Genomic DNA, 16,803 nt, shown 5'->3' with positions numbered 1-16,803 from the left:
CCGGCTCAGCCGATCTGCTCAAAACCGCCGTCGAGCCAGAGCTTGCGCGCCAGCTTGCGCTGGATCTTGCCGCTGGTGGTCTTCGGCAGCGCGCCGGGTCGGATCAGCGCGATGTGGCGAGCGGAGAGCTCGTGGTTGTCGGCGACCGCCTCGCGGATTCGGCCCATGATCGTTTCGGTGTCGATCGAGTGGCGCGCGGTGCGCTCGATCTCCTGGACGATGACGAGCGCCTCTTCGCCGCTCTCGTCCTGCACCGAGAACGCCGCGCCGCAGTTTTCACGCAAAGCTCCGTCGAGCGATTGCACCGTGCGCTCGACGTCCTGCGGATAATGGTTGATGCCGCGGATGATGATGAGGTCCTTGATCCGACCGGTGACGAACAATTCGCCTGTGCCGTCGACGAAGCCGAGGTCGCCGGTGCGCAGCCACGGCCCGTCCTCGCCGGCAATCTGCGCATTGAGCCCCTCACGCGTCGCCTCGTCGTTGCGCCAATAGGTGCGGACAATATTGGCGCCGCTGACCCAAATCTCGCCGACGCGGTCGGCGGGCAGCCGCGTCCGGCGCTCCGGCTCGACGATGGCGATCCGCTCGCCGGTGAGTGCGCGCCCGCAGCCGACGGCGACCTGCGTATCTTCCGCGTTGGAAGGCGCCTCCGCCGCATGCGCCTGAAGTGCCGTGCGGCTCACGCTGCGTGTGACATGACCGCCGCCGCGGCTTCCGCCGGAAATCAGGAGCGTCGCTTCCGCCATGCCGTAGGCGGGATACATCGCGCGCGGGTCGAAACCGTGCGGCGCAAATGTTTCGACGAACCGTTCGATGGTTTCCGCATGCACCGGCTCTGCGCCGTTCAGCGCGATCCTGAGCGAGGACAGGTCGACGCCCTCCATCTGGCCGGCGCGATAGCGGCTGACGCAGAGGTCGAAGCCGAAATTCGGGCTGCACGCCACTTCCGCGCGATAATGCGAGATCGCGCGCAGCCAGCCGAGCGGCCGCTGCATGAACGCGTTCGGCGCCATCAGCACGCAGGTCGCCCCGACATAGAGTGCCTGGAGTGCGTTCAGGATCAGCCCCATGTCGTGATAGAGCGGCACCCAATTGACATAGGTCGATTGTCTGGTGTTGCCGAGCGCGAGCCGGATCATCTCGAGATTGGCGAGCAGATTGGCGTGGCTCACCATCACGCCTTTGGGCGCGGACGTGGAGCCGGAGGTGTATTGCAGGAAGGCGATGTCGTCCGGCGCCGGCTCGGGCAGGCCGACCGCTACGTCCTCACTTGCGGCGAGATCGACCTCGATCCAGCGAATGCTATCCTGCGCGAAGCGGGCCTGCAGATCGCCACGGAGCGCGACGGCCGAATTGGTCAGGGCCAGCGCCGGCGTGCAATCGGCGAGGATCGCGGAGCTGGCATCGCGGGCACTGTTTCGCCGCGGCATCATCATCGGCACGGCGATGATGCCGGCCATCAGGCAGCCGAAGAACGCCACCATGAACTCGATGCCCGGCGGAAACACCAGGATGGCGCGGTCGCCGGGCCGCGCGGCCGCGGTCAGGCGCGACGCGAGCGTGAATGCGGAGTGATGCAGCTGGCGGAAGGTGAGGACAGCTTCCTCCGTCCCGCGATCGGAGACGAAGACATAGGCGCGGTCGCCGGCCTGCTCCGCCACGCGCCGGGCCAGCAGTGCCACGAGCGAGCGGAAGGTTTCCATGTGGATTGCGCCGGCTTCAGCCGCCCTCAGGCGGCGGTGCGGATCGCGCGCTTGTCGGCGAGAAATCGCGACAAGGCCTCGACAGTCGGATGGTCGTAAAAGTCGTCCGTCGACAGTTCGAGGTCGAGTTTCTCCTCGAGTTCCATCATCAGGTAGACCAGCATCGCCGAATCGAGGCCGAGACGGTTGAATTTCGTGCCGGTGTCGACGCGGTCGCTCGAAATTCGCAGGATATTCGCCAGGGCGGTAACGCAGAAATCCGAAATCTGCTCGCGTGTCATGTCATTTCCCAGAAATACTGCGAAAGACAATACGGGCGACGCCAAGGTTGTCAATTTTGCCGGGACGCCGCAGCGTTGAAGGTTGGGGACTGTTGCTTTCCTGCGTCGCCGGGTGCCCAATCCGTGCACAGACTGGCGCGATTTTCGCGCTTGGGTCCGCTTGCTTGGCGCTTCTGTCCTCGCGGCTCCTGTCGGGTCCGGCCTGCGTCCCCCCAGCGCAGCAGTGATTTGATTCGGCGCTGGCGGTTGACGACGGCCGCGGAAGGCCGAAATTAGCCGGCAAGAAAAATGATCGGCACCGGGAGAACCTCATATGCGGCGTATCCTGATGGCGACGATGGCGGTTCTCATGATTGGACAGGCGGCAGCCAAGGATGTGCTTTCGGGTGCCAGCCTCTACGAAGATGTGACGCGTTACGCGTCCTTCGGTCTGCACCGGTTCGGCTCGCCCGGCGATCTCGCGACCGCCGACTGGATTGCCGCTGAGCTCAAGACCGCCGGCTTCGAGGTCAGGTCCCAGCCCGTCGTGCTTGGCCGGCAGTATGTCGTCGAGCAGGCCAGCGCCGAAGCGGCCGGCACGTCTGTCGAGGCAACGCCGTTCTGGTGGCCGCCGGAGGACAGAGCGAGCTTTCGTCTCGCCGCGCCGCTCGCCCGCGACGGCGATGTCGCCGGAAAAATTCTTTTGCTCGATCTGCCGTTCGATCGCGGCGCCTATCTCGGCCCTGCCCATCGCGCGGCGATCACGGAGGCCGCGGCGAAGAAGCCGGCGGCGATCCTGCTGACGATCGGCAATCCTGCGGATGACCGTTTCGCCTACAACGTTACGCAGGAAGATGCGCCCTGGCCGGTGCCGGTGGTCGTGGTCGGCGCCAAGGTGCGCGGTACGTTCGAGCGGGCGCTTGCGTCAGGCGCGACGGTGACCCTGGATATCAAGGGTCACTACGAGCGCGATGTCGCCAGCCGCAACGTCATCGCCGAGACCGGCGCCGGGCCGACCATCGTCGTCTCGACGCCGATGACCGGCTGGTACACTTGCGTGTGCGAACGTGGCCCCGGCATTGCCAACTTCCTTGCGCTGGCGCGCACGGTCGTTGCCGAAAAATGGCCGGCGCATTTCGTCTTCGTCGCGACCGCCGGCCATGAGATCGGCCATGGCGGCATGGAGCTGTTCCTGAAGAACGGGGCGCCAGCGCCGAAGGAAACACTGGCGTGGATTCATTTCGGCTCCTCGAACGCCTGCTACCCCTTCGCTGAGGGCGGCCGCACCGATCGGCCTGAGGAAGAGCGATATCTCGTGCTGAGCAAATCTGCCGTCGCGCTGACTGATGAGGCCTTCGCCAAGGTCGACGCAAAACGACTGGTGACGGAGAAACAGGCGGTCGGCGAACTACGCGACGTGCATGCGGCGGGCTACGCCAATTTCCTCGGCATGGCCGGCCGCCACCGGACGTTCCACACGCCGTCGGACGATCTTGCCGCGACCGGGCCCGATATCCTCGAGCCGGTCGCCCGTGCCTTCGTCCAGGCTGCGCGAAAAATCGTCGAGCGCGGCAACGCCGCGTTCAGATAGGGTCAGTTCTGGTAGTAATAGCCACGCGGTTGGTAAACCTGCCGGGGCTGCGGCTGATAGTAATAGCCCTGCTGGCCAGTGCCCTGGTCGTACGAGGGCCGCTGCTGCTGATAGACCTGCGCATCATAGAGCGGGCGGCTGCCGCGCGGCGCCGGATAACGCGCGCCGGTGTCGCTGCCGTCGGCCGGATAGATGTAGTTGTCGTCCTGCGGCATGTAGCGGCGGGCAGGTGCGGCCGGAGGCGTCAGGTTCACGGGATCGCCTGATGTGGCGTATTGCTCTTCGGCCGGCTGCGGCGCGCGGGCGACTGCTGTGGGGTTGCGGCCGCGCGGATTGCGGGCGAGCGCGACCTGCGCCGAGCCGGTCAGCGTCACCGTGGTGTTGAGCACGCCTTGCTGCTGCACCAGCGCGTAGAGCGTCGTGGCATTCTGGCGCGACAGCCGTACGCAGCCGTGGGACGCCGGAGAGCCGAGCCGGCCGACCGAGTCGGTGCCGTGGATGGCGTGCCCGACCTTGGTGAAGAAGATCGCGTGCGGCATCGGCGCGTCGTCGAATTCCTTGGAGTAGTGATCCTCTTCCATGCGGAAGGTGCGGAACGCGCCGCTCGGAGTCTCGCGCGAGGGGATGCCTGTCGACACCGGCCAGTGGTAGCGCGCGACGCCGTCGACGGCGACGGTCATCTGCTGATTGTCCTTGTCGACGGTGATCTCGACCTTGGCTTGCGCGGTGCCCGCGCTCAAAAGCATCAGGGAGGTGAAAGCAATAAAAAACGAACGCATCTGACTTCTGGCCTCCGGCCTGTTCACGCTAGGCGCCGCGGCTCTCCGTCCCCGGCGTGCACTGTGCCTGCAATCCGGCTTTCGTTCCAGCGGCCTGCAAGCCCATCGTTAACGGGACGCCCGGCGTAAGCAAGGCCGCTTTGTGCCGCGAAGCCCGCGGCGATGCTGACATTTTCGCGAGCGGGAGAAGCGTTCACAACGCCGACAATTCGTCACAATGGCGCAACCATTTGGTCGCTCGGTGCGTTGATCATGGTCACTCTCCACAGGCGGCGCCCGCCGCTGCTTACCCTTGTAGCCCCTTGGGGATCGAAGATGAACAAAGCCCGTATCGCCGCCGCGCCATTGCCGGCGGGTGTGCCCGTCCGCCTGCTGCTCGCAGCCGCCGCCATCCTCCTCGCGCTGTTGTCGCTGCCGCAAGCTGGCCATGCCCAAGGCATTGTGCGCGGCGCACAGGACGGTGCCTATGAAGGCAATCGTATTGCCGGCCCGGTGGGCGGTGCAGTCGGAGGTGTCGTCGGCGCCGGTGTCGGCGGTGCCGTTGGCGCGGTCGAGGGTGTGTTCGGCATTCCCCATCGCGGCCACCGTCGCTGCCGCGGCTATTACGACGGGTACAACCGCTTCCACTGCTATCGGTAGCCGCTGGCGATTCCGGGGCGCGCGACCCCGGAATGACGGCCAGGGTCAGTTCTTCAACCGATACCCCGTGCGGAAAATCCACCAGATCACGACCAGGCAGATCACCAGGAACGCCGTCGTCATGCCGATGCTGACGGACATGCTGACGTCCGCGATCTCGTAGAAACTCCAGCGGAAGCCGGAGATCAGATAGACGACCGGATTGAGCAGCGCCACCGTGCGCCACGCGGGCGGCAGCATGTCGATGGAATAGAAGCTGCCGCCGAGGAAGGTCAGCGGCGTCACCACCAGCATCGGAATCATCTGCAGCTTTTCGAACCCGTCGGCCCAGATGCCGATGATGAAACCGAACAGGCTGAACGTCACCGCGGTCAGCACCAGGAAGGCCAGCATCCAGACCGGATGATGAATGTGCAGCGGCACGAACAGGCCGGCCGTGGCGAGGATGATCAGGCCGAGGATGATCGATTTGGTCGCGGCCGCGCCGACATAGCCGAGCACGATCTCGAAATAGGAGATCGGCGCCGACAGGATCTCGTAGATCGTGCCGGTGAATTTCGGGAAATAGATGCCGAACGAGGCGTTGGCGATGCTCTGCGTCAGCACCGAGAGCATGATCAGGCCCGGCACGATGAAGGTGCCGTAGCTGACGCCCTCGACCTGGCTGATGCGCGAGCCGATCGCGGCGCCGAACACCACGAAATACAGCGAGGTCGAGACCACCGGCGAGACGATGCTTTGCAGCAGCGTGCGCCAGGTGCGCGCCATTTCGAACAGATAGATGGCGCGGATGGCGCGGTGATTCATGACGTCCTCACGAGGTCGACGAAGATGTCCTCGAGCGACGATTGGGTCGTGTCGAGATCGTTGAAGCGGATGCCGGCGGTGCGGAGGTCGCCGAGCAGGCTGGTGATGCCGGTGCGCTCGCCCTTGGTGTCGTAGTCGTAGACCAGCGTCGCGCCGCCGTCGCAGAGGTCAAGCTCGTAATGGCCAAGGCTCTCCGGCAGCGCATCGAGCTTGCCTTGCAGATGCAGCGTCAGCCGCTTCTTGCCGAGCTTCTGCATCAAGGTGGCCTTGTCCTCGACCAGCACGATCTCGCCCTTGTTGATGACGCCGATGCGGTCGGCCATCTCCTCGGCTTCCTCGATGTAATGCGTGGTCAGGATGATGGTGACGCCGGATTGCTGGAGGGTACGCACCACCTCCCACATGCCCTTGCGCAGCTCGACGTCGACGCCGGCGGTCGGCTCGTCCAGGAACAGGATCTGCGGCTCGTGCGACAGCGCTTTCGCGATCATCACGCGGCGCTTCATGCCGCCGGAGAGCGTGATGATCTTGCTGTCCTTCTTGTCCCACAGCGAGAGGTCTTTCAGCACCTTCTCGATGTGCGCAGGGTTCTTCGGCTTGCCGAACAGGCCGCGGGAGAAGCTCACGGTCGCCCACACGCTCTCGAAGGCGTCGGTATGCAATTCCTGCGGCACCAGCCCGATCAGCGAGCGCGCCTTGCGGTACGAGGTCTGGATGTTCTCGCCGCCGACCAAAACCTTGCCTTCGCTCGGATTGGCGATGCCGCAGATGATCGAGATCAGCGTGGTCTTGCCGGCGCCGTTGGGGCCGAGCAACGCGAAGATTTCGCCGCGCTTGATGTCGAGATTGACGTTCTTGAGCGCCTTGAAGCCGGACCCGTAGGTCTTCGACAAATTGGCGACGGAAATGACGGAGGACATGATGGCCGCAAATCTGAGGGGCAAATGCTGGGGAGGGGAGGCTGGAACCTGCCGGGAGGGGCGGATCAGCGGAGCCCTGAGATAGGAATGCCCTTGCCCGGCTGCAATTGCCGAGAGAAAAATGGTCTCAAAACAGGCCCTTCCAAGGCAGCTTTCAGGTAAGTGTTGCGCGATGGTCACGGGCCGCGGCTAAGATTGTCGCTCACGCGGCTCTTTGTTGCGTCTGCGAGCAGGCCATGGCTACGATTCCGGCCAATTGCGAAGCCTATGTCCCCCGGGGAAAAGATCGATGAGACCGAACGGCCGTCACACCGCCGGCGCCAGCCGGTTGTCCGCCATCCGCATGTGGGTGATGGGCCTGCTCCTGCTGTCAACTGTTGCCATGAACCCGATCGCCGCCAAGGCCGCGCCGAGCCAGGCAGCCGCCACCACGCATGTCTATCTGCTCCGCGGCGTGCTCAACATCTTCTCGCTCGGGCTCGATACCATCGGCGCGCGGCTCGAGGCGCAGGGCATCCCGGTAACGGTTGCCAATTTCGTATCCTGGTCCTCGCTCGCAGATGAAGCCGCCACCGCCTACAAGGCAGGCCGCCTCAAGACCATTGTCCTGGTCGGGCACTCCTCCGGCGCGACCGCGCTGCCGGACATGATCGCCAAGCTCAACCGTCTTGGCGTTCCCGTGAAACTCGCGATCGGGCTCGACTCCGTATTCAAGACCAAGCTGTCGACCGGCGCCGAACGCTACATCAACATCTATATCGGCGACGGTCCCGGTGAGCCGGTGAAGCGCGCCGACGGCTTTCGCGGCAAGCTCGACAATGTCGACGTGCGCGGGTCCGGCGTCGGCCACATCTCGATCGACAAGAACGAAGCGATCCAGCGCCGCGTGATTGCCGAGATCGACGCCGCGATCATGCGCTCGCGCGCACCTGCTATGCCAGTCGCCGAACCCGGTGCGCCGCGGCCCGCGCGAGCGGCGGCGGCGGCTCCGGCCAGGAACTAGGCGGCCGTCACCCGCACGGGCATACTCTCAAGCCCACGCAGGGAATTGTTCAACCTGCGCCTCGGCTCTGCCGTGAGCTCGATGGTCTTCACACGCCTTGCGAGCTCGCCGAAGATCAGTTCGCCTTCCAGGCGTGCGATCATCTGGCCGACGCAGGCGTGGATGCCGGCGCCGAAACCGACATGCCCGGTCGCGAGCCGTTCGACGTCGAAGCGATCGGGTCTGTCCCAGCGCGCGGGGTCGCGGTTGGCGGAGGCCATGAACAGCAGCACCTTGCGGTGTGCGGGGATCACGCCGCCGCCGATCTCGACATCGCGCGAGGTGGTGCGAAAGAACGTCTGCACCGGTGAATCATAACGCAGCCCTTCCTCGAAAGCATTGCGCGCCAGCTCCGGCTTGTGGTGCAGCTTGCGATATTCATCCGGATGAGTGGCGAGTGCGAGCAGGGTATTGCCGATGCCGTTGACGGTGGTGTCGATCCCGGCGGTGAGGAACGGTCGCACCAGATGAGTTGCTTCGTGCTCGCTGATCTCGCCTTCATCAGCGGCCTGGTAGATCATCATGCCGAGCCCGTCTGGCCGCAGCGCATCTCGCGCGCAACATTCCATGATCCAGCCCTGCGCCGCGAGCCCTGCTTGTCGTGACGCTGCCAGCGTCGCGTTCTCCGGGCCAAAGCTGTCGAACACGAACGTACTCCAGGCCAGCAGCTTGTCGCGGCCGTCCGGCCGGATGCCGATCGCATCCGGAAACACCTTCATCGGGTAGGCTTCCGCGAGATCGGTGACGGCATCGAATGAGCCCTTGTCGATCAGCTCGGAGATTTTCTTCTCCGCCTCCAGCTGAAACGTTTCGCGCAGCCGCCGCGCGACACCCGGGGACAGGGTGCGGCCGAGGACGCGGCGGCCCTTGTCGTGGTCGGGAGGATCGATCTGGAGCGTCAGCGGCTTTGGCAGGGCCGGGTTCATCCCGTGGAGCCCGACACCCTCGCCGCTGATGAATGTCTTCCAGTCCTTCAGGGCCGGCCCGACTTCGGCATAGCCTGCCATGGCCCACACGCCGTAGCGCTCCAATGCGAACGCCGGCCCAAGCGCGCGCAACGCCTCATAGGCGGGATAGGGGTCCATCAGGAAATCAGGCGCAAACGGGTCGGCCGGACTGGATGCAATGCCGCTCATGGTCAGCTCCCGTCCGCTATTGCTTGGTCAGCGGACACTGGCCTTCGCTCTCGGGGCGGAACGCGTCCTCACCCTTGATCGTGGCGACGACCTTCAGCAGATCCCAGGTCGATGTCGACTCTTCCGGCGCCTTGACCTGGAGCAGGTAGAGGGGATGGATCTTGCGGCCGTCCTTGCGGATGTTGCCCCTGCCGAACAGCGGATCGTCAGTGGGCATCTCCTTCATCGCCGCGACGACCGCCTTGCCGTCCTTGGCGCTGCCGACCTTGTCGACCGCCTTGAGATAGTGAATGACGGAGGCATAGACGCCGGCCTGCATGTCGTTCGGATAGGCCTTCGACGGAATGCGCTCGGCGAAGCGTTTGGCGAAAGCCCGCGTGCCGTCGTTCAGGTCCCAGTAGAACGGGTTCATGATCTGCGCGCCCTGCGCGAATTTCAGTCCGAGCGCGGGAAGCCCGTTCATCCCCAGGATCAACCCGACCAGCTTGTGGTCCCGGGTCAGACCGAACTCGGCGGCCTGCTTCATCGACGTGATGGTATCGTCACCGGCATTGGCGAAGCCGACGACGTTCGCGCCCGAAGCTTGGGCCTGGAGCAGGAAGGAGGCATAATCGGCCGTCCCGAGCGGATGCCGCACGCTGCCGAGCACCTCGCCGCCGGACGCCTTCACCGCCTCTGCCGCCTGCTTCTCCAGATCGTGTCCGAAGGCGTAGTCGGCGGTGATGAAGAACCACTTCTTGCCGCCCTGCTGGACGATCGCCTTGCCGAGGCCGCGCCCGTAGGCGTAGGTGTCGTAGGTCCAGTGCACGGTGTTCGGCGTGCATTTTTCGCCGGTCAGCAGCACCGTTCCAGCGCCCGATCCAACGAAGACCTTGTTCTTCTCGGCGCTCATGCCGGCCACCGCGAGCGCGATCGACGAGTTGGGAATGTCGAAGATCGCATCGACGCCGTCGTTCTCGTACCAGCGCCGCGCGATGCCGATCCCGATATCCGTCTTGTTCTGGTGATCCGCCGCGGCGACCTCGACGGGTTTTCCGCCAGCCTTTCCGCCAAAATCCTCCACCGCCATTTTGGCGACGACGACCGAGCCGACGCCTTGATAGCTCGCGAACGGACCCGACTGGTCGTTCAGGATGCCGATCTTCACCGCGTCCTGAGCGAATGCCGGCCCCGCAGCAGCCAGCATCAAGACCGAAATGCACAATTTGTGCAGGAATTTGCTGTTCATTGTGTCCCTCCCGTGGGCGGTCTTGGTGCCGCTGAATAATAGTTATATTTTATATCTATTTTCGGGAGAGTCAATTCGGCGGACTTTTGGCCCGTCGCGCTTCGAGGATCATGAGCCCGTGAGACCCGCAGGGAAGTCCGCCGAAAAGTCGCCTCGGCAGCCGGAAAAATCGTTGGATTTGAAGGCGCTCCAGCGCACACCGGGCTTCATGCTGCGGCTCGCGCAGCTGAAATTCTTCGAAGGGTTTTACGAAGAGTTCGCCGCATTGGGCGTGACGCCCGCGACCTATGCGATCTTCGTCGTCATTCGCGACAATCCCGGCGTTCCGCCGAGCAGCCTTGCAAGCCTGCTACGGCTGCGCCTGCCCAATTTGATCAAGATCCTCAACGAGCTCGAATCGTCGGGCTTCATCAAGCGCAACCGCTCGAAGGCGGATCGCCGCGCCGTCGAGCTCGTGCTCACGCCTAAGGGCGCAAAGCTCATTCACGAGGCGGCAAGGCTGACCGAGCCCTATAACCAAAAGATGCTCACCCCGCTCAGCGAGGCCGAGCAGCGCACCTTGCTCGAGTTGCTGAACCGGATTCTGCCGCTTTAGGCTGGCTGGCTAGCCGCTCGCATTCTTGGCTTTATCGCGGCGTCGTCCTTTGGCGCCGCTATGCCCTGCCGTCGACGGGCGCGCTGTTCTTGGCACCCGGCGCCTCGGGCTTCAGATAGACGACAAGACAGCAACAGCACATTGCCAGCCCGGTGACCGGGAATCTCAAGGCGACGACGGTGGCGACCGCGAAGACGCCGAGAGTCACCATTGACCGGATGCGCATGATTCTGCGCTCTTTCGGCGGGACCTCGCTGGCGGGCGCTCGGACGACCAGGTCCCAGATCAACGCGACGTATGTCGCGTTCACCAGGAAGAACACGGCGGCATAGAACGCGACCGGCTGCGGTGCGAGCTCACTCACCGCCATCCAGGCGGTGGAGAGCGGCAGCAGCGACACCGAGAACAGATGCGCGAAGTTGAACCACATCAGCCGTGGCGTCGCCTCGTTGGCATAGCGCATCAGATGGTGGTGATTGGCCCACACGATCGCGATGAACACATAGCTCACGGCATAGGAGAGCCAGGTCGGCCACAGCGTCAGCAAGGCCGCGAAGGTCGGGATCTCGGGCGGACGAAGCTCAAGCACGAGCACCGTGATCAGGACGGCGAACACGCCGTCCGAGAATGCGCTGAGCCGTTCCGGGGTTCGTCTCGCATGGGTCATGGCCATCGCTCCTATTGCGTCAAGAACGCACGAATGCTGGCCGCGATCTCCCTTGCATGCGTTTCCAGTGCGAAATGGCCGGTATCGAAGAACTGCACCACGGCGTTGGGATTGTCGCGCTTGAACGCCTCGGCGCCGGGCGGGATGAAGAAGGGATCGTTCTTGCCCCAGACCGCCAGGAACGGCGGCTTGTGCGTGCGGAAGTAGTCTTGGAATGACGGATAGAGCGCGACGTTGCTCTTGTAGTCGCCGAACAGGTCGAGCTGCACGTCATCGGAGCCCGGGCGCGCCAGGTAGAAATTGTCGAGGTTCTGGCCGTCCGGCGACACCATGGTCGCATCGCCAACGCCGTGCGTGTACTGCCAGCGCGTCGCCTCCGGCGTGAGGAAAGCGCGCAGCGCCTCGCGGTTGGCGGGCGACGGGTCCTGCCAGTAAGCCTTGATTGGAGTCCAGCCGTCGCTGAGGCCGTCCTCATAGGCGTTGCCGTTCTGCGAAATGATCGCCGTGATCCGCTCGGGGTGGCGCAGCGCAAGCCGGAAGCCGGTCGGCGCGCCATAGTCGAACACATAGACCGCGAAGCGGTCGAAGCCGATCACCTCGGTGAAGCGCTCGATCACGCGCGCGACATTGTCGAAGGTGTAGCGGAAGGTGTCGCGCGAGGGCATGTCGGACTGACCGAAGCCGGGAAGATCAGGCGCAACGACGTGATACTTGTCGGCGAGCAGCGGGATCAGGTCGCGGAACATGTGACCCGCGCTCGGGAAGCCGTGCAGCAGCAGGAGATTTGGTGCGTTCGTCGGCCCGGCCTCGCGATAGAAGACCTTGAAGCCGTCGACGTCGGCAGTGCGATATGTGGTCGGGGTCATGACATTCTCCGTTTTTGATAACTGATTTGGTGGCTTTGCCGGAGTTACTCCGAGACCGAGACGATCGCCTCGCGGATGATGTCGGCAACGGCGGCGGGCGCAGTGACGCTGGGCGTGTGATCGACGGCATGCGATCGCACCGTCGCCTTCATGCGCTCCGCCATGAAGCGCTGCGTCTGTGGCACGATCATGCGGTCCTGCTCGGCGATCAGGAACCAGCTCGGAACGTCCTTCCAGAGCGGGCGCCCGACCGGGACCGTAATGCAGTTCAGCGAGATCGGTCGCTGCACGGCCGCGAGTACGGCATGGTCCTCCGCCGAGGCGTTCTGCGCGAAGGCCGCAGCAAACGCGTCTTCCGGCAGCCAGATCAGGCCATTGTCGTCGGGCGCGAGTTTTGGCGCCTGCGGATGCGGCGGAAGGCGATAGAACACGTCCGCAACCTTCTCGCCCTCATCGGGGGCAAGGGCCGCGACATAGACCAGAGCCTTCACGCGCGCGGGACGCGCTAGCGCAATGACCGCGCCGGCATAGGCGTGCCCGGCGAGCACGATCGGGCCTTCGGTGCGATCCAGGCTGCGGTTGAGGGCGGCGACATCGTCGGCCAGCGAAGTCAGCGGCAGCGGCGCCGCCTGCGCCTTGATCCCTTCGGCCTCAAGCGCCGCGATGACGCGGGCCCAGCTCGACCCATCCGCCCACGCACCATGGGCCAGAACCACAGTCGCATCGTCCTTGGCCATCGCTACCTCCGTTAGTAACCTGTTTGATTGCAAAATAAAGGTTATGTATGCCGATAGTAACTTGTCAAGCGGTAGTATACAGGTTATGTCGAAGTTGTTTCGTCGGGCTGGGGAGCCGCACATGTCAAACAGACCGCCTGCGATGTTCATTGCCGACTCGCGCGGCCTCGATTTCCTCAATTCGATCGCAACGCCGGTCGATACGCCCGTCGATTGGCTCGACGATGGCGAAGGCCTGATCGACTGGCTGGCCCAGGCCCGGCTCGTTCCACCCGACGAGCTCGATGCGATGAAAGCGCGCGCCTTGCCGGGCGAACTCGACAAGGTCGCGGATCAGGCCCGCGCCTTGCGCGAGTGGTTTCGAGGTTTTGTTCGCAAGCATGCAGGCCGGCCGCTCACCGCGAACGCGCTGCACGAACTCGGTCCGTTGAACAGCATTTTGGCGCGCGATGAAGCGTTCCGGCAGATCGTGCCACGTCACGACGAGGGCGATGAAGGCCTCGTGCTGCAAAGGATGCGGCGTTGGCAATCGCTCGAGTCCCTGCTGCTGCCGGTCGGCGAAGCGCTGGCAAAATTTGTCTGCGAGGAGGACTTTTCGGACGTGAAGGCGTGCGAGGGCCATAGCTGCACGATGCTGTTCGCCGACCACACCCGCAGGCGCGCGCGACGGTGGTGCATCATGGCGGTCTGCGGCAACCGCGCCAAGCAGGCCGCGCATCGCAGCAGGCTCAAGAGCAGGCAGTGAAGGGCTGGGGGCCAGACCGGACCTGACAACAAGGAGCCCAACCAAATGGTTGATCTTCCCCTGATCGTCTTCGACGTCAACGAGACGCTGCTCGATCTCCAGGTTGATCCGCGGGCCGTCCTACCGCTTCCTGACCAGCTTGAGCGGACGAGCGGTCTTCTGAGTGCGATGCTTGATCGCAACGCTTTGCGTATCGGGTGGGCCCAGGAAACGCACGAGCATCGTCCTCAGATGCTCCACGTTCTGCCTCACATCCAGCCTGGGATTGCGGATCGGCATCGCGCGGGATCCGTCGACGATGGCGATCAGGATGTCGGCCGTCGCGTGCGGGTCCAGTCCCGGGTCCACCCGTCCCTGGCTTTGCGCCTGACGCAGGAAGTTACCCCACATGCGGCGGATCGCCTCGGTGTGCCGCTCGATGATCTTGGCGAATTCCGGATTGCGGGCGGCCTCTGCGAGGCCATCCAGGTTGAGGACCTGGGCGGGACGAAACCGCAGGCTGGTTTGCTCGATGTCGGCGAGCAGCGCCTCGATCACGTCGGGGGCGGCGAGAATCTTTTCGAATCGCTCGGCCGCATGGGCCAGACCCAGGTCGATCATCGCCTCGATGATCGCCTCCTTGTTGGGAAAGTAGTGATAGAGGTGCCCCGGACTGATCCCGGCTTCGGCGCAGATGTCCGTCGTGCTGGCCCCGCGAAAACCGTCCCGGATGAAGCAGCGGATCGCCGCGCCGAGGATCTCGCCGCGCTTCTGCTCATGCTTGACGGGGTCGACTTTCCTCAAGGCGCGCGTCTCCCATCCCCTAAAAGCTCCATTTAGCACGACGGTCCGCCACGAGAAGATCAAAATTAGAGAGTTCCATCTATTTATGTCGGCGGGTGGCAAGGGGCGTGAGAATGTTTACTAGAGTAATCTCTCTAATAAATTGTCCGGGCGCGAGCGGGACCATGCGCTTTCAATGGGCGGCCCTGATGTGTGTCACGCTTGCGGTCGGCGGGTGCGCAACCGCGCCGCTGGAACGAGCCGGCTCGCTCAGGAGCTACGATCGGATGTCGGACGCGAACGGGCTGGTGACGCGATCGCAGATCCGCGTGAACAAGAAGGACGTGCTGGCGGCGAAAACAATCCGGATCGCATCGACCGTCTTTCCTGCGCGCGCCGAAATTGCGCTGAACGAAAAGGAACGGCGTCTGGTGGCAAACGCCATCAGCCGCGAGTTGTGTCTGCGCTTGAGCGAGCGTTTCCGTATCGTTTCGGCCGATGACGACGCGGATCTCACCGTGCAGGCGACGGTCACTCATGCGGCGCCGACCGACCCGACCGCCTCCGGTGCATCGAAAGCACTGTCGATTGCCAAGACCGTGGCGCTTCCCGCCGTGCCTGTGCCGGTGCCGAGGCTTCCGGTCGGGCTCGGCAATCTGTCGGTCGAGGCGGAAGCGCGCGACTTCGCCGGATTTCAGAAGGCGGCGATGGTCTGGGCGCGCGGTGCCAACTCCATCGCGAATTCTCCGCGGGTCGCCAACGAGGGCGATGCATACGATCTCGCGGCCGATTTCGGCGCCGACTTCGCCAAGCTGGTTGCGACGGGAGACTCTCCGTTCGGAGGCATCCCTGCGTTACCTCCCATCGAAAGCATTCCCGTGCGGCTCGGCGGTGCACCCAAATATGTCGCGTGCGAAGCGTTCGGGCGGTTTCCGGGTCTGACTGGCATGGCGGGGCAGAGCCTCGGCCTGCCGCCTGCCTGGACGGATTCCGGCGCCAAGGACAGTCCGGCCCCGGCGCCGGCCCCAGAGGCGAACTCAGGGCAAACACTCACACAATGACCTGGATGCGTTCCTCGTGGTCCAGACTGAGCAATTCGTGGCCGACCAGAGTAGATGACATGCTGACACTGGACCCGGTTCCGTGCCCCAAATTCCACCCAATCGGTGGTCACTAAGCCCCACGGGGAGGCCTTTGTCTCCCGTGGTGGGACTGCTGGACTGATGATTGATCCAAGGCGAATTGTGGTGCTGGCAGCGGTTGCGCTGCTCGCCTTCAGCACCGGCATGGCCGCAGGCTCACCTGCCAAGACGAAGCCCGCCGCGGTCGTGCCCGCCGCGCCACCGCCTGAGCCGCTACCGCCGCCGAAAATCTATCTGTTCCGTGGCGCCATGGGGCCGTTCTTCTCCACCGGCATGGACCGGCTCGAAGAGAAGCTGACGCAGGCCGGCTTTTCGGCCAACGTCTATGAATTCACCATCTGCCGATGGATCGGTGACCGCGCCATCTCCAGCTACAAGGAGGCGCCGGCGCCGATCGTGCTGATCGGGCACTCGATGGGCGGGCTGTGCTCGGTCGTCATCTCCGAGATGGCAGCCAAGGAGAACATCCCGATCAGCCTGGTCATCACCATCGATCCCGCGCATGCGACCGGCGACGTGCCGCTCAATGTCGAGCGCTTCATCAACATCTTCCTCTCCGACAGCGTGCTTGGCGGCGGCAACGTGGTGGCGGCGCCGGGCTATCGCGGTCATTACGCGAGCTACGACCTGAAGGAGAACTCGCGGGTCAGCCACATCAACATCGAGAAGTCCGACGACATCCACCGTCAGATCATCGATATGGTGACGCAGTTGCCGCGGATTCAGCCGCACGTCGATGCGTTGCCGCTGCGCTACCTCGTGCCCGGGGACACGCTGGTCGAATTGTGGGATAGCGGCGTGCGGCTGCAGGTGCGCCGGGGCGACACCATGGAGAGCATCGCCGCAGCCAATCGCGTGCCGCTGTGGTCGCTCGCGCAGAGCAACTCGCTGCCGGAGAACACGCCGCTCACCCCCGGCCAGTCCATCATCGTCCCGCGCCATCTGGCGCCGCCGCCCGAGCCTGCGGCCGCGATGGTGACCCCGCCTGCTGGGCGGAGGTAGGGCACTTCGCCTCTCGCCGCGAGTCCGTCGGCCACCATTTTTACGGACGCAGCCCTCACCCCAACCCTCATCTGCGCTAGGTTAGTCGTGCGCGGAGATTGTCGTGTTGTTTTTGGCGCCGTCGCGGTGGTTCGCAGAGGTGGCGGCGGGTTCGGCTGAAGAGATTACGGACAGCCTGC

Annotated in this window: 18 protein-coding genes; 7 read left to right on the top strand and 11 right to left on the bottom strand. The window is 64.3% G+C overall.

The genetic code is table 11. The features are described from left to right. Positions 1-5 precede the first annotated feature (5 nt). Together QCM77_RS32265 and QCM77_RS32260 are read right to left on the bottom strand one after the other, a co-directional pair. Positions 6-1,706: a fatty acyl-AMP ligase gene (locus tag QCM77_RS32265; protein ID WP_279660991.1), complete on the bottom strand. Its 1,701-nt coding sequence runs from the start codon at positions 1,704-1,706 to the stop codon at positions 6-8. 26 nt (positions 1,707-1,732) lie between these two features. After that, complete coding sequence (locus tag QCM77_RS32260) at positions 1,733-1,987, bottom strand: acyl carrier protein (RefSeq protein ID WP_279660992.1); 255 nt, start codon at positions 1,985-1,987, stop codon at positions 1,733-1,735. Positions 1,988-2,300: 313 nt separating this feature from the next. On the opposite strand from QCM77_RS32260, the gene QCM77_RS32255 reads away from it, so the two are divergent. Beyond that, positions 2,301-3,557, top strand: a complete 1,257-nt coding sequence (locus QCM77_RS32255) for a zinc-binding metallopeptidase family protein (protein WP_279660993.1) — start codon at positions 2,301-2,303, stop codon at positions 3,555-3,557. Positions 3,558-3,559: 2 nt separating this feature from the next. On the opposite strand, the gene QCM77_RS32250 is transcribed toward QCM77_RS32255, so the two are convergent. After that, on the bottom strand, positions 3,560-4,336 hold the full coding sequence (locus QCM77_RS32250; protein ID WP_279660994.1) for a L,D-transpeptidase: 777 nt from the start codon (positions 4,334-4,336) through the stop codon (positions 3,560-3,562). Between the two features lie 315 nt (positions 4,337-4,651). Between QCM77_RS32250 and QCM77_RS32245 the strand changes: the two genes are divergently transcribed. Beyond that, positions 4,652-4,975 carry a hypothetical protein gene (locus QCM77_RS32245; protein ID WP_279660995.1) on the top strand — a complete coding sequence of 108 codons (324 nt, stop codon included), beginning with the start codon at positions 4,652-4,654 and terminating at the stop codon, positions 4,973-4,975. A 45-nt stretch (positions 4,976-5,020) separates the two neighbouring features. Here QCM77_RS32245 and QCM77_RS32240 read toward each other — a convergent pair whose 3' ends face one another. Then, positions 5,021-5,782 (bottom strand): ABC transporter permease, encoded by a 762-nt coding sequence (locus tag QCM77_RS32240; RefSeq protein WP_279660996.1) that lies wholly within the window; start codon positions 5,780-5,782, stop codon positions 5,021-5,023. Then, positions 5,779-6,702 carry an ABC transporter ATP-binding protein gene (locus QCM77_RS32235; RefSeq protein WP_279660997.1) on the bottom strand — a complete coding sequence of 308 codons (924 nt, stop codon included), beginning with the start codon at positions 6,700-6,702 and terminating at the stop codon, positions 5,779-5,781. Before QCM77_RS32235 ends, QCM77_RS32240 begins: the two co-directional genes overlap by 4 nt. Before the next feature lie 289 nt (positions 6,703-6,991). On the opposite strand from QCM77_RS32235, the gene QCM77_RS32230 reads away from it, so the two are divergent. Further along, entirely contained in the window at positions 6,992-7,705 is a 714-nt protein-coding gene (locus QCM77_RS32230; protein WP_279660998.1) for a hypothetical protein, read from the top strand. On the opposite strand, the gene QCM77_RS32225 is transcribed toward QCM77_RS32230, so the two are convergent. Together QCM77_RS32225 and QCM77_RS32220 are read right to left on the bottom strand one after the other, a co-directional pair. Further along, positions 7,702-8,880 carry a cytochrome P450 gene (locus tag QCM77_RS32225; protein ID WP_279686186.1) on the bottom strand — a complete coding sequence of 393 codons (1,179 nt, stop codon included), beginning with the start codon at positions 8,878-8,880 and terminating at the stop codon, positions 7,702-7,704. The two genes, QCM77_RS32230 and QCM77_RS32225, sit on opposite strands and share 4 nt — an antisense overlap. Positions 8,881-8,896: 16 nt before the next feature. Further along, the gene (locus QCM77_RS32220; RefSeq protein ID WP_279686185.1) at positions 8,897-10,108 is read right to left on the bottom strand and encodes an ABC transporter substrate-binding protein; all 1,212 of its coding nucleotides are present in this window, start codon (positions 10,106-10,108) and stop codon (positions 8,897-8,899) included. A 172-nt stretch (positions 10,109-10,280) separates the two neighbouring features. Between QCM77_RS32220 and QCM77_RS32215 the strand changes: the two genes are divergently transcribed. Beyond that, complete coding sequence (locus QCM77_RS32215; RefSeq protein WP_279661001.1) at positions 10,281-10,703, top strand: MarR family winged helix-turn-helix transcriptional regulator; 423 nt, start codon at positions 10,281-10,283, stop codon at positions 10,701-10,703. 58 nt (positions 10,704-10,761) lie between these two features. Here QCM77_RS32215 and QCM77_RS32210 read toward each other — a convergent pair whose 3' ends face one another. Genes QCM77_RS32210 through QCM77_RS32200 form a run of 3 tightly spaced genes read right to left on the bottom strand, consistent with a single transcriptional unit; the run spans position 10,762 to position 12,973 of the window. After that, positions 10,762-11,370, bottom strand: a complete 609-nt coding sequence (locus QCM77_RS32210) for a TMEM175 family protein (protein ID WP_279661002.1) — start codon at positions 11,368-11,370, stop codon at positions 10,762-10,764. Positions 11,371-11,381: 11 nt separating this feature from the next. After that, the gene (locus QCM77_RS32205) at positions 11,382-12,236 is read right to left on the bottom strand and encodes an alpha/beta fold hydrolase (protein ID WP_279661003.1); all 855 of its coding nucleotides are present in this window, start codon (positions 12,234-12,236) and stop codon (positions 11,382-11,384) included. Positions 12,237-12,280: 44 nt separating this feature from the next. Beyond that, positions 12,281-12,973 (bottom strand): alpha/beta fold hydrolase, encoded by a 693-nt coding sequence (locus QCM77_RS32200; protein WP_279661004.1) that lies wholly within the window; start codon positions 12,971-12,973, stop codon positions 12,281-12,283. Between the two features lie 121 nt (positions 12,974-13,094). Here QCM77_RS32200 and QCM77_RS32195 point away from each other — a divergent pair, with 121 nt between their 5' ends. After that, positions 13,095-13,718 carry a CGNR zinc finger domain-containing protein gene (locus tag QCM77_RS32195; RefSeq protein ID WP_279661005.1) on the top strand — a complete coding sequence of 208 codons (624 nt, stop codon included), beginning with the start codon at positions 13,095-13,097 and terminating at the stop codon, positions 13,716-13,718. A 120-nt stretch (positions 13,719-13,838) separates the two neighbouring features. Here the strand turns inward: QCM77_RS32195 and QCM77_RS32190 are convergent, their stop codons facing one another. Next, complete coding sequence (locus QCM77_RS32190) at positions 13,839-14,501, bottom strand: TetR/AcrR family transcriptional regulator (protein ID WP_279661006.1); 663 nt, start codon at positions 14,499-14,501, stop codon at positions 13,839-13,841. 188 nt (positions 14,502-14,689) lie between these two features. Between QCM77_RS32190 and QCM77_RS32185 the strand changes: the two genes are divergently transcribed. Together QCM77_RS32185 and QCM77_RS32180 are read left to right on the top strand one after the other, a co-directional pair. Continuing rightward, positions 14,690-15,541, top strand: a complete 852-nt coding sequence (locus tag QCM77_RS32185; protein WP_279661177.1) for a DUF3313 domain-containing protein — start codon at positions 14,690-14,692, stop codon at positions 15,539-15,541. 162 nt (positions 15,542-15,703) lie between these two features. Beyond that, entirely contained in the window at positions 15,704-16,624 is a 921-nt protein-coding gene (locus tag QCM77_RS32180; protein WP_279686183.1) for a LysM peptidoglycan-binding domain-containing protein, read from the top strand. Positions 16,625-16,803: the final 179 nt, after the last annotated feature.

Origin of the sequence: Bradyrhizobium nivariense, assembly GCF_029846695.2 — a bacterium.
Classification (GTDB): domain Bacteria; phylum Pseudomonadota; class Alphaproteobacteria; order Rhizobiales; family Xanthobacteraceae; genus Bradyrhizobium.
Note: the sequence above shows the minus strand (reverse complement) of the source record. Positions and strands in the feature narration are given on the sequence as shown.